Origin of the sequence: Bilifractor sp. LCP21S3_A7 (assembly GCF_052118825.1) — a bacterium.
In the GTDB taxonomy this organism is placed as follows: Bacteria; Bacillota; Clostridia; order Lachnospirales; family Lachnospiraceae; genus Bilifractor.
Genome location: NZ_JBQKGL010000001.1, coordinates 237,843 through 251,239 on the forward strand (window position 1 = coordinate 237,843; position 13,397 = coordinate 251,239).

Annotated in this window: 12 protein-coding genes; 2 read left to right on the plus strand and 10 right to left on the minus strand. The window is 49.4% G+C overall.

The features are described from left to right. Positions 1-69: 69 nt before the first annotated feature. Complete coding sequence (locus ACTQ1O_RS01060; RefSeq protein WP_441485737.1) at positions 70-1,257, minus strand: cation diffusion facilitator family transporter; 1,188 nt, start codon at positions 1,255-1,257, stop codon at positions 70-72. A gap of 397 nt (positions 1,258-1,654) precedes the next feature. Between ACTQ1O_RS01060 and ACTQ1O_RS01065 the strand changes: the two genes are divergently transcribed. Further along, entirely contained in the window at positions 1,655-3,112 is a 1,458-nt protein-coding gene (locus tag ACTQ1O_RS01065; RefSeq protein ID WP_441485738.1) for a nicotinate phosphoribosyltransferase, read from the plus strand. A gap of 219 nt (positions 3,113-3,331) precedes the next feature. On the opposite strand, the gene ACTQ1O_RS01070 is transcribed toward ACTQ1O_RS01065, so the two are convergent. The 6 genes from ACTQ1O_RS01070 to ACTQ1O_RS01095 all read right to left on the minus strand — a co-directional run bounded on the left by ACTQ1O_RS01070 (position 3,332) and on the right by ACTQ1O_RS01095 (position 10,365). Beyond that, positions 3,332-4,954 (minus strand): Na+/H+ antiporter NhaC family protein, encoded by a 1,623-nt coding sequence (locus ACTQ1O_RS01070; RefSeq protein ID WP_441485739.1) that lies wholly within the window; start codon positions 4,952-4,954, stop codon positions 3,332-3,334. A gap of 24 nt (positions 4,955-4,978) precedes the next feature. Beyond that, a complete protein-coding gene (gene sstT / locus ACTQ1O_RS01075; protein WP_441485853.1) occupies positions 4,979-6,328 on the minus strand; it encodes a serine/threonine transporter SstT in 1,350 nt (449 codons plus the stop codon). Positions 6,329-6,491: 163 nt separating this feature from the next. After that, positions 6,492-7,625 (minus strand): DUF362 domain-containing protein, encoded by a 1,134-nt coding sequence (locus ACTQ1O_RS01080; protein WP_441485740.1) that lies wholly within the window; start codon positions 7,623-7,625, stop codon positions 6,492-6,494. A gap of 63 nt (positions 7,626-7,688) precedes the next feature. After that, positions 7,689-8,219 (minus strand): shikimate kinase, encoded by a 531-nt coding sequence (locus ACTQ1O_RS01085; RefSeq protein WP_441485741.1) that lies wholly within the window; start codon positions 8,217-8,219, stop codon positions 7,689-7,691. A gap of 142 nt (positions 8,220-8,361) precedes the next feature. Continuing rightward, positions 8,362-9,234, minus strand: a complete 873-nt coding sequence (aroE, locus tag ACTQ1O_RS01090; protein WP_441485742.1) for a shikimate dehydrogenase — start codon at positions 9,232-9,234, stop codon at positions 8,362-8,364. A gap of 237 nt (positions 9,235-9,471) precedes the next feature. Further along, complete coding sequence (locus ACTQ1O_RS01095) at positions 9,472-10,365, minus strand: ribokinase (protein WP_441485743.1); 894 nt, start codon at positions 10,363-10,365, stop codon at positions 9,472-9,474. Between the two features lie 426 nt (positions 10,366-10,791). Here ACTQ1O_RS01095 and ACTQ1O_RS01100 point away from each other — a divergent pair, with 426 nt between their 5' ends. Further along, complete coding sequence (locus tag ACTQ1O_RS01100; RefSeq protein WP_441485744.1) at positions 10,792-11,043, plus strand: hypothetical protein; 252 nt, start codon at positions 10,792-10,794, stop codon at positions 11,041-11,043. A gap of 187 nt (positions 11,044-11,230) precedes the next feature. On the opposite strand, the gene ACTQ1O_RS01105 is transcribed toward ACTQ1O_RS01100, so the two are convergent. From ACTQ1O_RS01105 to ACTQ1O_RS01115, 3 genes are read right to left on the minus strand one after another with little or no spacing between them, the layout of a single operon-like run. After that, positions 11,231-11,872: a dihydroxyacetone kinase subunit L gene (locus ACTQ1O_RS01105; protein WP_441485745.1), complete on the minus strand. Its 642-nt coding sequence runs from the start codon at positions 11,870-11,872 to the stop codon at positions 11,231-11,233. Between the two features lie 25 nt (positions 11,873-11,897). Further along, positions 11,898-12,887, minus strand: a complete 990-nt coding sequence (locus tag ACTQ1O_RS01110) for a dihydroxyacetone kinase subunit DhaK (RefSeq protein WP_441485746.1) — start codon at positions 12,885-12,887, stop codon at positions 11,898-11,900. Between the two features lie 2 nt (positions 12,888-12,889). Beyond that, positions 12,890-13,327: an RbsD/FucU family protein gene (locus ACTQ1O_RS01115; protein WP_441485747.1), complete on the minus strand. Its 438-nt coding sequence runs from the start codon at positions 13,325-13,327 to the stop codon at positions 12,890-12,892. Positions 13,328-13,397 lie beyond the last annotated feature (70 nt).

A 13,397-nucleotide genomic window follows, 5' to 3' on the forward strand; every position in this document is an offset into this window, starting at 1 on the left:
AGGCAAGGACTTTTTTAAAATTTCCTGCCTGTTTTTTTTAATTTCCTGCCTGTTCTATGTTTGTTTTTGTCACGGCTGCGCTACCTCTTCCAGAATGCCTCTGTCAATCACAATCGTGCATTCATAATCCGGATTGATCTCCTTCATCAGACTGACAACCTGCCTCGCAACCTTGTGTTCCTGTTCCTGTGAATACGAGTAAGGAACGACCAGATCAAAGGAAATCAGAGCTTTTTCGCCCTCGAAATTCACCCTGAAATCGTGAAATTTGAGTTCCTCATCCAGGATGTTCAGAACCCGGGTGACCTCTTTCCGGATCTTCAGCACTCTGCTGTCACTGAGTTCCACCGGGTCGACATGGACGACGAGCACAACTCCCAGCTGATCCAGCACCTTCTTCTCGGCCTGGTCCGCAATATTGTGTCCCTCCTCCAGAGTGTGCTTCACAGACACTTCCACATGTATAGTCGCAATATAGCGGTTTGGTCCGTAGCTGTGTATGATCAGATCGTGCGCGCCCGCCACTCCGTCGACACTCTCGACGATTTTCCCGATCTTATCTGCCAGCTCGGGATCCATGGCTTCTCCGAGAAGGGGTTTCACGGTATCCCTTACGATTCCGACGCCCGCATAGATGACTACAAATGATACAATGAGCCCCGCAATACCGTCGATGTTGATATCAAAGAGAAAATACACGCCGATGGACACCAGTGTCAGAGTCGTGGTGATCGCGTCGAACAGAGAATCCATCGCCGTCGCGTTCATTACCTCCGATCCGATTCTCCTGCCGATTTTCCGGTTAAAAAAGTACATCCAGAGCTTGACTGCCACCGATATCAAGAGAAATACAATTGCTGCGGCGGAAAAGTTCAGTGCCTCAGGATTTTTGATTTTTTCAACGGAGCTTTTCAGAAATTCCATACCGACAGCTACAATCAGAACGGATATGAGCAGGGCGGCGATATACTCCATTCTTCCGTGTCCGAAAGGGTGATCCTTGTCGGCGGGTTTTCCCGCCATCCGCATCGCAACAAGACTGATCACGGAGGAAACCGCGTCCGACAGGTTATTGAAAGCGTCTGCGATAACCGCCATCGACATCATGAAGAGTCCTACGCTCAGCTTTACCGCAAATAGAAAAAAATTACAGACGATTCCGGTGATGCCCGCGAGAGTCCCGTAAGCCGTACGCACCCTGGTATCATCTGTATTCTGATAGTTCTTTACAAATTTCCGAATCAGAAATTCCGTCATCCTGTCCCCCTTTGCCCGAGCATATTTGCATTCTCGTGGTTCTTCGATTCTACTCTGTCAGAGTATACCGTGTCAATCTGTCATTATAATTCTGTCTTTTCAATCTGCCCTTTTCCATCACTGTTCATTATTCATTTGAAGGAACGCCCGGTTGCCGCGCCCCGGAAGCGCATGTGGCCTGTGCCGGTTGTGATATGCAATTTTTATGCCAGAATGCGCGCCGCAGCATAACCGGAATTCAGCACTGGCACCGCTTTCGCCGGTTGTATTTTGCTTTCCGGAGTGTTATACTTCTTGCAACTTACATCTGACAGAACATCTTTGTTTTTAGATATATAAAACCGGACTTCGTCAGATTCTGGTCATTACATCAACAGAATAAGCGGAGGTTTGAATAATGGCAGATAATCGAAATTTGACGATGATGACCGATCTCTATGAACTGACCATGATGCAGGGTTATTTCAAGAATCCAACCGATCAGATCGTCGTCTTTGATGCTTTTTACCGCAACAACCCATGCAACGGAGGCTATGCCATAGCCTGCGGCCTGGAGCAGGTAATCGACTACATACGCAATCTTCATTTTTCTCCGGAGGATATCGAATACCTGAGAGGTCTCGGTCTGTTCGACGACGATTTTCTGGAGTATCTGAGAGGCTTCCATTTTACCGGGGATATCTACGCAATTCCGGAGGGAACCGTTGTCTTCCCGCGAGAGCCGCTCGTCAAGGTCGTTGCGCCATTGATGGAGGCCCAGTTTATTGAGCCTGCACTTCTGAACATTATCAACCATCAGTCTCTGATCGCCACAAAGGCGTCCCGTGTCGTTGACGCCGCAAAGGGCGACGGAATCATGGAATTCGGTCTCAGACGCGCCCAGGGTCCGGACGCCGGCATCTGGGGCGCCCGCGCCGCTGTGATCGGCGGATGTATCGGCACCTCTAATGTCCTGACCGGCGAACTCTTCAATGTGCCGGTGAAGGGGACGCATGCCCACAGCTGGATTATGAGTTTCCCGGATGAGCTGACCGCTTTCCGTACCTATGCAAAGCTGTATCCTTCCGCATGCATCCTCCTGGTCGATACCTATGACGTACTGAAGTCCGGCGTACCGAACGCAATTCAGGTATTCAGGGAGATGCGCGACGCAGGTATACCGATGAAGGGATACGGCATCCGGATCGATTCCGGAGACCTCGCATACCTCTCTAAAAAAGCTTATGAAATGCTTGACAGGGCAGGCTTCGGAGACGCGATTATCTCCGCCTCCAGCGACCTTGATGAATATCTGATCACGTCTCTCAAGCAGCAGGGCGCCCGGATCAATTCCTGGGGTGTCGGCACCAACCTCATCACCTCAAACGGCTGGTCTGCTTTCGGCGGCGTATACAAAATGGCTGCCATCAAGAACAGAAATGACAGGGATTTTGTACCGAAGATCAAGCTTTCCGAGAATGTCGAGAAAATCACGAATCCGGGCAACAAGACCATCTTCCGCTTTTATGACAAACAAACCGGAAAAATCCGTGCAGATCTCATCGCCCTCGCCGATGAGAAGTTTGATCCCGAAAAGGACATCACGATCTTCGACCCGAACGCAACGTGGAAAAAGACAACGCTCAAGGGCGGAACCTACCGGATCCGCGAACTGCTGATTCCGATCTTCCGAAACGGGCTTTGCAGCTACGTTTCTCCCTCCACAATGGAAATACAAAAGATCTGTACAGACGAGAAGAACACGCTCTGGGACGAGACAAAGCGGCTCACGAATCCACAGGAGGTCTATGTTGACCTCTCGGACAGGCTCTACGCGATGAAGCAGAAGCTTTTTCACGAAATGAGCAGAAAATAACGCATATCTGTCTGGTTTCGTATGCTCTGACTAAGGCACAATATACCTATACACGGACATTTGCTATGTTCAATAATCATCTGCCCGGATCACCGTTTTGCAGAAAAATACCTGCCCGGATCCATCAGACCAAACCTATGCCAAAGGGGCTGCCGCACGAATTCCTTCCGTGCGTCAGCCCCTCACTTTCTGCTATTCACTGGGTTATGTACCCTTCGGTCACTTTTCTACAAATCCCCTCTTCTTCTCCTGCTGTTTCAGGAAAAGGATCACAGCAATCAGAATTGCAATTCCACACGGAAGCGAGATCCATGCCGATTTTGTAAATCCGGCAATAATATATGTCACAAATGAAATCGCCGCGCATGTCATAGCATAGGGCAGCTGTGTCATCACATGATTCAGATGGTTTGACTGTGCTCCTGCCGAGGACATGATTGTGGTATCCGAAATCGGCGAGCAATGATCGCCGCACACAGCTCCTGCCATGCAGGCGGACATCGCAATGATCATCATTCTGTAATCCGATCCCTCAAATACATTTACCACAATCGGAATCAGAATACCAAAGGTTCCCCAGGAGGTTCCGGTCGCAAAGGACAGGAACACCGCGATCAGGAAAATGATACACGGCAGCCAGTTCATGAAGCCTTCCGCGGAATTCTTCACGATGGCAGCGACAAATTCCTTCGCGCCAAGGCTGTCTGTCATCGCCTTCAGGCTCCATGCAAAGGTAAGAATCAGGATCGGAGAGATCATCGCCTTGAAGCCCTCCGGAATACAGTCCATGCACTCCTTAAAGGACAGGACCTTTCTTACAAGATAGAGAATCAGTGTAATCACAAGTCCGACAAACGAGCCGAGCACCAGGCCTACCGATGCGTCACTGCCTGCAAAGGCGTCTATAAAATTTTTGCCGCTGAAAAAACCGCCGGTGTAGATCATGCCGATTACACAGCAGATCACCAGTGCGACAACCGGGATGATCAGGTCAAACACGGTTCCGCGGGAGCTGATCTTCTGACTGTCCGAATCCGCGTACGGACGATCCGGCGTTGTGTACAGATCATTGTTCTCAATCGCATTCTTCTCGTGTATGGCCATCAGACCATAGTCCGTTTTAGTTACGGTAAGCGTAATCATCATGGCAATCGTCAGCAGCGCATAGAAATTGTACGGAATCGTCTGTACAAACAGAGAAATTCCGTTCTTTCCCTCCACGAAGCCGGAAACCGCCGCTGCCCAGGACGAAATCGGAGCGATGATGCAGACCGGAGCGGCAGTCGCATCGATCAGATAGGCCAGCTTCGCTCTGGATACGTGATGCTTATCTGTGACCGGCCGCATAACCGATCCCACCGTCAGACAGTTGAAGTAGTCATCAATGAAGATCAGGCACCCCAGGAGAATCGTAGCCAGCTGTGCTCCTACTCTCGTCCGGATGTGCTTTCCCGCCCATTCTCCGAAGGCTGCCGATCCTCCGGCGCGGTTCATGAGCGCCACAAGGATACCAAGCATCACAAGGAATACCAGGATTCCGACGTTGTAGGAATCAGCGAGAACGGTAATGATCCCGTCCTGAAACACATGATTCAGTGTGCCCTGAAAAGAGAACCCGGAAAAGAGCAGGCCGCCCGCAAGGATTCCGAAAAACAGGGAGCTGTACACTTCCTTTGTGATCAGTGCCAGAACAATCGCGATGACCGGCGGGAGCAGAGCCCACGCCGTCTCCTTTACGGAATCCGCGGTTGTCGTAACCGCGGCGACAACCAGCAGAACAATCATTGCCGCAATAATCATAAACCAGATCATTTTCCTGGTTTTTGAAGGTTTCTTGTCCATTTTTATCCCCCTCAGACTTGTCTGTTATTTATATTCTCCCTCGGCATTTTCCGAGATCGTCTGCTCCCTCATGGCTTCCTTGGTGTCGCCCTGGAAATCCCTGGAGATTCCCATTTTCTTCCGTTCCTTCTCTGTATACATGAATCCCGGAAGTCTTCTGCCCTCTTTTAGCCACACTCTGTATTCCGCGATGGCGGCAAACACAACATCTCCGGACGAATTCAGCATCGTCTCAACCGAATCCTGTACTACCCCGATGATGAATCCGACAGCAACCACCTGCATGGCGATATCATTGGAGATTCCAAACAGTGAGCAGGCCATTGGAATCAGCAGCAGGGACCCGCCGGCTACACCGGAGGCGCCGCAGGCCGCAAATGTGGAGAGCACACTGAGAATCAAAGCGGTCGGTATATCAACAGGGATCCCCATCGTATGTGCGCACGCAAGTGTCATCACGGATATGGTGATCGCTGCACCGTCCATATTGATGGTCGCTCCAAGCGGGATAGACACCGAATACATATCCTCATCCAGGCCGAGGCGTTTGCAAAGTGACATGTTGATCGGGATGTTTGCCGCGGAACTTCTGGTGAAGAACGCCGTAATACCACTTTCCCTGATACACTTCCAGATCAGCGGATATGGATTTCTGCGCAGATGAATCCAGGCAACAATTCCATTGACAATCAGAGATTCGAAAGCCATGCATCCCACAAGCAACAGCAGCAATTTTCCATACGTTGTGAAAATGGAAAGGCCGTTCTCATGCACCGTGGTGAACACCAGACCCATAATTCCGAACGGAGCGAAGTTGATGATCCAGCGTACCACCTGTGACACTGCCTCAGATACATTTGACATGAATTTTTTTGAGGTATCGGCGGCAAATTGCTTCATCGCAGCTCCAAACAGCGCCGCCCAGAACAGAACGCCGATATAATTCGCATTTACCAGTGCGTCGACCGGATTTGACACGACATTCATCAGCAGATTTTTCATGACCTCTCCGATTCCCTGCGGAACGGTATCGGCCTGTGCCGCTTCCACACCGGTCAGTACCAGGGTCTGCGGAAAGGCGAAACTGGCAGCTACTGCCACAAAGGCCGCCAGGAAGGTTGTCAGCATATACAGAAACAGTACGTTGCCGAACCTTTTATCCAGCTTGCCGGATCCCTGCGCAAGAGCTCCGCTGACCAGAACAAAAACCAGAACCGGGGCTATCGCTTTCAGTGCGCCGACGAAGAGATTCCCCAGAATCTCAAGCCAGCTCCAGCCGGGAAGCAGAAAAGCGAGAGCAATACCAATGATGATTCCGCACAAAATTCGCAGAATCAGGCTGGTATCGTTATACTTCTTCGCAGCCCTCTTCAGAAAATTCAAAAAATCCATACCGTGTTCCTCCTCATTTCAGGGAGCTGGCATAAGCGCAGCCTCACCTGTGTATTAACCTTGCATCATTTTACCACAGTGAAGCATTGAAGAAAATACTTTTTATTAATAGAGCCTTAAAATACGATTATTGTTTATTAACGCATCATTGCCGTTCGATATATTGTTTCAGTTCCCGGTATATTTTGTCCTCGTCGGGAGGACATCCCATCACACAATAATCGAATTCCCGGGTGCACTTTCCGATCCCAAGCTTTCCTTTTTTCCCCTGCTGACCCTGACCAATGGCAATCTTATCCTTCAACTGATCCAGGAGACCTTCCTCCTTCAGACGGATCAGCGCCGGCACCAGACTCCCATAGCAGGCGCTGCAGGAATCCACCTCATCCACAGCATAGGCGACCTCAAGAACCCGGTTCTGCTCCGTTCTTGCCTCTTCCTCACCGTCTTCTTCCGGCCCGCTGATCCTGAAGGCACCGTCTGCGCCCTGGATTGTCACGATCTGCGCATGTGCAAGATCCGTGCTGCCGATTCCCAGCCGTCCGGCTTCGATTACATAAGGAACCTCCTCCGGACGCAAGCCGAGCAGATAGCAGGCATAGCAGTCGGTCAGCACAGGATCCGCGGATGCCATGATGCAGTTCTTCACAAGCGGATTCCCACCCTCCTCAAAATCAGGGTCGCCGCAGATATGATCAATCACTATAAAATCCTGATGTATGCCCCCGGACAGATGAGCGATCGGATCATGGAGCCCCATTTTGTGAAAGCGCCGCTTCTCCGAATTTGGAAGAAGCCCTTTCAGATTCTTCAGCGCACACGTCATCTTCGTCTGACAATGTCCCTTCAGAACCGGAACGTTGATCAGAAAATCATACTCATCCACGACATCCGTGACACGGAGCTGCATACCGCAGCAGTCAATGACATGTGATTTCAGTTTCTGCGTATCAATGAAAGGCACACCATACGTTTCCGATATCGAGCGGTAACCGCAGTATTCATATGCCTCTGATGTCCGGTCCCCCACCCAGGAGCCCTCCGCAATCATCAGGCTGTCAAATCCGTTTTCCCGCAGATACTCGATGATTCCCGACACAATTTCCGGATGCGTTGTTGCTCCGAAATCCGCGGGAGAGGGGCATACCAGGTTCGGCTTGATGCAGATCCTGCGTTTCCGGTCACGAATCCGTCCCGCGAGATCCGTACTTTTCAGAAGCCGGACCGTCATCTCCTTATACGCTGTCCCGTATATTTTCCAGATCTGGTTGTCCTTCATAAATAACATCCTTTCATTTGCCGAAGGCGGATGCACACGATCTTCATGTTGTGGATAGCCAACTCACCTGACTCCTTTTTTTAATTGGCGGATCATATCCTCGCAGATCTCAGATGCGCTCCGTCCGTCCGTCGCAATGCGGATATCCGCAGCCGCCTCATACTTTGGCCGGCGCTTTTCCATCAGCTCGGCGATGTATTCTACATCTTTATGGTTCTCAAGCAGCGGACGGTCATGGCTGTCCTTCACACGCTCGAGGATTGTCTCCGGTTTCGCGTCAAGAAGCACAACTCTTCCGTTTTTCTTCATGGCTGACACATTTTCCTCCCGCATCGGAACGCCTCCCCCGCAGGACACAACTGTATTGCGCTGATTCTTCATTCCGACCAGCAGAGAGGTCTCAAGCTTCCGGAAATACTCCTCTCCTTGCGTCCGAAATATTTCAGGGATGCTCATGCCCTCCTGCTCTGCAATCATCCGGTCCATCTCAATCACCTTCATCCCATAGGTCTGATTGAGATATTTCGCGACGGTTGACTTCCCGGCGCCCATAAAGCCGATCAGGAAAATGTTGTAATCAAATAATTGTTCCATATCCGGATCCCCTATCTGTCTTATTCGTGTGGTTCCTGCTTAGTTACGTGATTCGTGCGTGATTGTGTGATTTATACGCACTTACGTGATTCGTGCGCAGTCATGTAGTTCGCGCGCGGTCCTCTTCAATATTTCTACGACATCAGTCAGAAAAATACCGTTCCTTCACTTCCTCTACCGGCATATTCTCTCCGGTATACAGCTTGAATGCCGCCACGCCCTGCCAGAGCAGCATGCCTTTTCCGTTTATGGTCTGAAGGCCGTGTTCTCTCGCCTCACGCAGGAGTTTTGTCTCCTCCGGATTATAAACAGTGTCGGCAACCACAAGTCCTTCATGAAAAGCAGAAAGATCCTTGACGACACTCTGGTCATCGAGCGGTTTCATCCCGACAATCGTCGCGTTAACCATGATATCGCTGTCCTGAATCTCTTGTGTCATCTTTGCCACGTCCGCAAGATCATAGACGTTGATCTCACAGGTCGGAACCTCCGCCCTGATTCTGGCGGCCATGTCCACCGTTCTCTGGAAGAAGTTATCCTTGATGTTGAAAATAGAAATCTTCTTCGCGCCATCGAGTGCGAGCTGCACCTGGATTGCGGTTGCAGCTCCGCCTCCTCCGGCTATGGTCACCTTTTTCCCCTTCACCTCAACGCCATGATCCCGGAGATTATCAACGAATCCGACGCCATCGGTCATATGCCCGATCAGTTTTCCATCCTCGTTGACAATTGTGTTCACTGCTCCGATAATACGGGCAGCCGGCGAAAGCTCATCCATACACTTTGCCGCCGCAATCTTGTCCGGCATGGTTACGTTCATGCCGCGCATGTGGAAGAGCCGCATGGCATCGAGCGCCTGCGGCACATCCTCCTCCTTCACATCAAAGGCTGTGTAGACATAATTCAGCCCAAGTCTTTGAAAACTGTAGTTGTACATGGCAGGCGAGCCGGAATGGCCGACCGGAGAGCCGATCAGAGCAAGCAGCGTCGTATGACCATCAATCTTATAATCCATGATATATTCCTCCTGAGGTTGTAAAATATTCTGTCGATATATTCTCCGGGCAGATAAATTTTGTTTTATTATAACTTTGCTCCAACACTGGCGCAAGATGGATTGTTCACATCGATGCTCCCGCCTGCTCTGCATTTGATGATTTACCGCTGCACACAGCTGCTCCGCATTTCTTTCCGAATCAAGACATCTGCTAATATCTGTCTGACGGCAATATGTCATTCCTGCTCAGCAACTTCAGAACCGGTAGTTTAACACCTCATCCATGACAGGAATGGAGGGTGCCGCTCCCGGTCTTGACACCGTGACCGCGGATGCCCTCGCTGCCAGATCCAGCGCTGCCTCAGGTGTTCTTCCGCCAATGACGGATGCAAGAAAGTAGCCTGTAAACGTATCTCCCGCAGCTGTTGTGTCCACTGCTTTCACTTTGTAAATGCTCTTTCGGATAATTTCACCTTGATAAATGTATGCCGAACCGGCAGATCCCAGCGTCAGTATCGTATGTGCATTCGGGAAAATACTTCTGAGGCCCTCCATCAGCTTCTCCGGATCGTCAGACGGATAACCTGTGATCTGTCCTGCCTCGATTTCATTCACAAAGAAATAGTCCACATATTCGAGCGGAAGGTCATTGATTTTTCCGTTCATCGGAGAAGGATTCAGCACGATTGTCATCCCCGTTTCATGCGCTTTTTCAATAATATACTTCAGATTGTTAATTTCATTCTGAAGGACGATCCAGTCACCCCTTTCAAAATGACAAAGGGTCTGATCCACCTGTTTCTCCGTCACCGCCTGATTCGCACCCCCGAACAGAATGATGCAGTTGTCTCCGTCATCCGTATTCTGTATGATCGTATGCCCGACCGGTATGTCATCCAGGCACCGTACAAAATCTGTATTCACGCCTGCATCCCGTAAAACCTGAAGAAGAATTTCCCCTCCCTTTCCGATGCATCCCGCATGGTAAACCTCAAGTCCCGCGCGGCTGAGTGCCACGGACTGATTAAGCCCTTTCCCGCCCGGAAAAATATTCCTGTCTGTAGCAGAAAGTGTCTCTCCCCTGACAATCACGTGCGGCACTCTGTACACATAATCCACATTAAGTGAACCGAAATTTACGATCTTCATAAATAATATCCTCCTGAATGATCACATGTCATCTTACGATGGCCCATCTTTTTCTTCCGATGTTCCGGCAATAGAGAAATTGCATGGCAGTCTGACACATCTGCCGGTGCAGATACACTTCGGACATCGGACAGATGTTCGCTGGCTGCACTGTCAATCCGTTATTCATATATTCAATATAGCATATCCAGAGACTATCCTAAATCTGCATTTGTTTTTTGCTTCTTACGAAAGCATTGAAAGAGTTCTGTACAGCCCTAATATTACGAACCGATAACGCACGCATTATCCACACTTAAAATAAAATCATCTAAATTTAAAGGGAGATAGTAGAATTCGTCAGACATCTGCGTTAAAATACAATTACAAGAAACAATTGTATTCCGGACAAGAAGATTCCGGAGCCTTTGAATGGAGGGATATGAAATGAAAGCTATGAAAACAAATCAGCTTCATGCCGAAAATAATACAGCTTCCGCAAATCACCATCTGTCGCTTCAAAGGAAGCTTGCCATCGTGATTATGGCAATCGCACTCGCAACAATCGGCATTTTCTATTTCGTCTGCTACATCAACGGCGGCGATATGCGGTCCGTATACGAGGCGGTTCTTCCGTATCTGATGTCCGGAATTCTGGTCCTGAGTCTCGCAATAATGGGGATCAGTCTTCAGAAATGACCCGCGAGCATGCCGGCACCATTATCATGAATTTCTCTAAGCGAGATAAAACACGCTGCGCGAGTTTTATCTCGCTATCGCGACGCTCGCCGCACACGAATACTTCGCATTCGGCTGCGGCTCACTGTTCGCGTAAATACCGACAGGAGGCTGCCGCAGCAGCCTCCTGTTCTATATCGCGTTTTATTTACTCTCTGCAAAAATCAGCAATCGACTCTACGAGATATTTTCCAGCAACCGCGCCCTGGTCACAGATTCCTTTTGCCGCATCCTTGTGCACAGCAGCTTTTCCGTATTTCGGAATCATATTCTTTGTTGCTTCTGCCCCTGATTCAGCTCCTTTCGCCGCAGCATCCGCGACTGCTTCCAGTGACGCATCCGGACAGGAACGAAGCAACGCTTCCGCCGCTTCTGCAGCCCCATCCACGGCATCAAGGATAGTCCTGTCTCCTGGTTCGCACTTTCCTCTTTTTTTTATTCCGTCCGCATACCCACGTAAAAACGCTGCCATACCGGAACCGGAAATCTCAGCTTTTCCAGCTATAGCCTTTCCGCCTCCCATCAGTCCGGAGCCCATGAGAAAGCCCATCGTAGAAGGAATCAGAGATGACATTTTCATTCCGCACTTCATAATTGCTTTTCCTATGTCTGGTTCCTCCAATTCCGTCACTACCTCCGGCAATGCGCCGAATCCCTTCTTCATGGTAAGCCCGAGATCACCATCTCCAAGCTTTGCGTCCATCTCACATAATTCATCTGCATGTTTTTCAAACATATCCGCGATCTTTCTAAAAAAATCCGGAAGATCCTCTCTTCTTATGCTTTTCACTTGTTTTACCCTCTTCCATGCATCCTTACACAATTGTAATAAATGGTGTATGCACCGGATAATCAAGATACTCCTTCATTTCATCATCCACCCTACAGATTGAAATAGAAGCTCCAGCCATCTCCATCGAGGTGGCGTATTCTCCTACAAAACTTCTATAGACTCTGATTTTTTTCTGATTCAGAAGATCCAGAACATCACCGCAAAGAATATATAATTCTTCCTTTGATGTAGCCCCAAGACCATTAATCAGAAGACTTACTTCTTCTCCTTCCTCTACCTTCATATCCTTGAAGATGGTTTCCAGCGATTCCTCTGCAAGTTCTTTGCTGGTCTTGATCGGACCGTTCCAGATTCCCGGCTCACCGTGAATCCCCATCCCCATTGCCATTTCATTTTCCCCAAGAGTAAAATTGGAATGACCAAGCTCAGGAATCACACAAGGCGTAAGCGCAAAGCCGACGGTCCGTGTCGCTGCCTTTGCTTTTTCAGCTGCTTTCAGCACCTCATCAAGATTCCCCATCTGTGCCGCCTTTGCTCCTGCCGCTTTATACATAAAGAAAATCCCTGCGACTCCACGACGGACAGACGGATCACCGGAACAGACGTCATCTGCTCCGACGATGGAAGCTGTTTTAATATCCTCCATCTCACACATATCCGAGGCCATATCAAACGCCATGATATCCCCTGTATAATTTCCATACAGGTAAAGCACTCCGGCGCCGCTTTCAACCTCCTTCGTAATTTCAAAAATCTGCTCCGGTGACGGAGACTGAAATACGCTTCCGACACCGCATCCATCCAGCAGTCCATCTCCCACATATCCCAGAAACAAAGGAAGATGTCCTGTTCCTCCGCCCGTTATGATGGCAACCTTTCCAGGGGTTTTCTTCGCGGTACAATAGCATCGAAGATCTCCAGCAGTGTATTTTACCTCCCCCCTATGTGCTGCATAGATTCCCTTAAGCATATCATCTGTATATTCTTCCGGCTTATTCAGTATCTTTTTCATCCTCACAGGCATCCTTTCTGTAAAATAATGCAGGCATAATATGCATGCTCCGTCGTCGACACTACAGCGTATGACTTTTTTGCAAGATCATAGAATGTGAACCGGTCTGTATAGGAAACTGCAGAATCTCCTCTGCTGTCATATTTCCCGACAATCCGTGAAAATTCGCCCCACACCGGGGTTGGAAGATCCGATTGTTCTGCCGGCTTATCCATGATAATCACCGGATGTTCTACAAATGTATCAAGCGGAAACAGCTGCAGCACGGCGTCGAGCACCTCTGTCGCCCTGTGTCCGTCACAACGGATATTTCTTCCTCCGTCTGCAATAGACGCCGCCGGAAAATTGCAGTCACCAATGACAAGTCTGTCACCATGTCCCATTTCTGCAAGTATTTTTAAAAACTCCGGAGATAACAGATCCGGTATCCCTTTCAGCATATTTTTTCCTTTCTGACAGCAAAGATCTCAAAAGAGCCAAAATTGGTCTAAACGGCGCTGTTCATAGATA

What these genes read in the sequence shown, in the direction of transcription:
- ACTQ1O_RS01115 (WP_441485747.1), bottom strand. Translation starts at nt 13,327, where the DNA reads ATGCTGAAAGGGATACCGGATCTGTTATCTCCGGAGTTTTTAAAAATA.
- ACTQ1O_RS01070 (WP_441485739.1), bottom strand. Translation starts at nt 4,954, where the DNA reads ATGGACAAGAAACCTTCAAAAACCAGGAAAATGATCTGGTTTATGATT.
- ACTQ1O_RS01080 (WP_441485740.1), bottom strand. Translation starts at nt 7,625, where the DNA reads ATGAAGGACAACCAGATCTGGAAAATATACGGGACAGCGTATAAGGAG.
- ACTQ1O_RS01060 (WP_441485737.1), bottom strand. Translation starts at nt 1,257, where the DNA reads ATGACGGAATTTCTGATTCGGAAATTTGTAAAGAACTATCAGAATACA.
- ACTQ1O_RS01065 (WP_441485738.1), top strand. Translation starts at nt 1,655, where the DNA reads ATGGCAGATAATCGAAATTTGACGATGATGACCGATCTCTATGAACTG.
- ACTQ1O_RS01110 (WP_441485746.1), bottom strand. Translation starts at nt 12,887, where the DNA reads ATGAAAAAGATACTGAATAAGCCGGAAGAATATACAGATGATATGCTT.
- ACTQ1O_RS01085 (WP_441485741.1), bottom strand. Translation starts at nt 8,219, where the DNA reads ATGGAACAATTATTTGATTACAACATTTTCCTGATCGGCTTTATGGGC.
- aroE (WP_441485742.1), bottom strand. Translation starts at nt 9,234, where the DNA reads ATGGATTATAAGATTGATGGTCATACGACGCTGCTTGCTCTGATCGGC.
- ACTQ1O_RS01100 (WP_441485744.1), top strand. Translation starts at nt 10,792, where the DNA reads ATGAAAGCTATGAAAACAAATCAGCTTCATGCCGAAAATAATACAGCT.
- ACTQ1O_RS01095 (WP_441485743.1), bottom strand. Translation starts at nt 10,365, where the DNA reads ATGAAGATCGTAAATTTCGGTTCACTTAATGTGGATTATGTGTACAGA.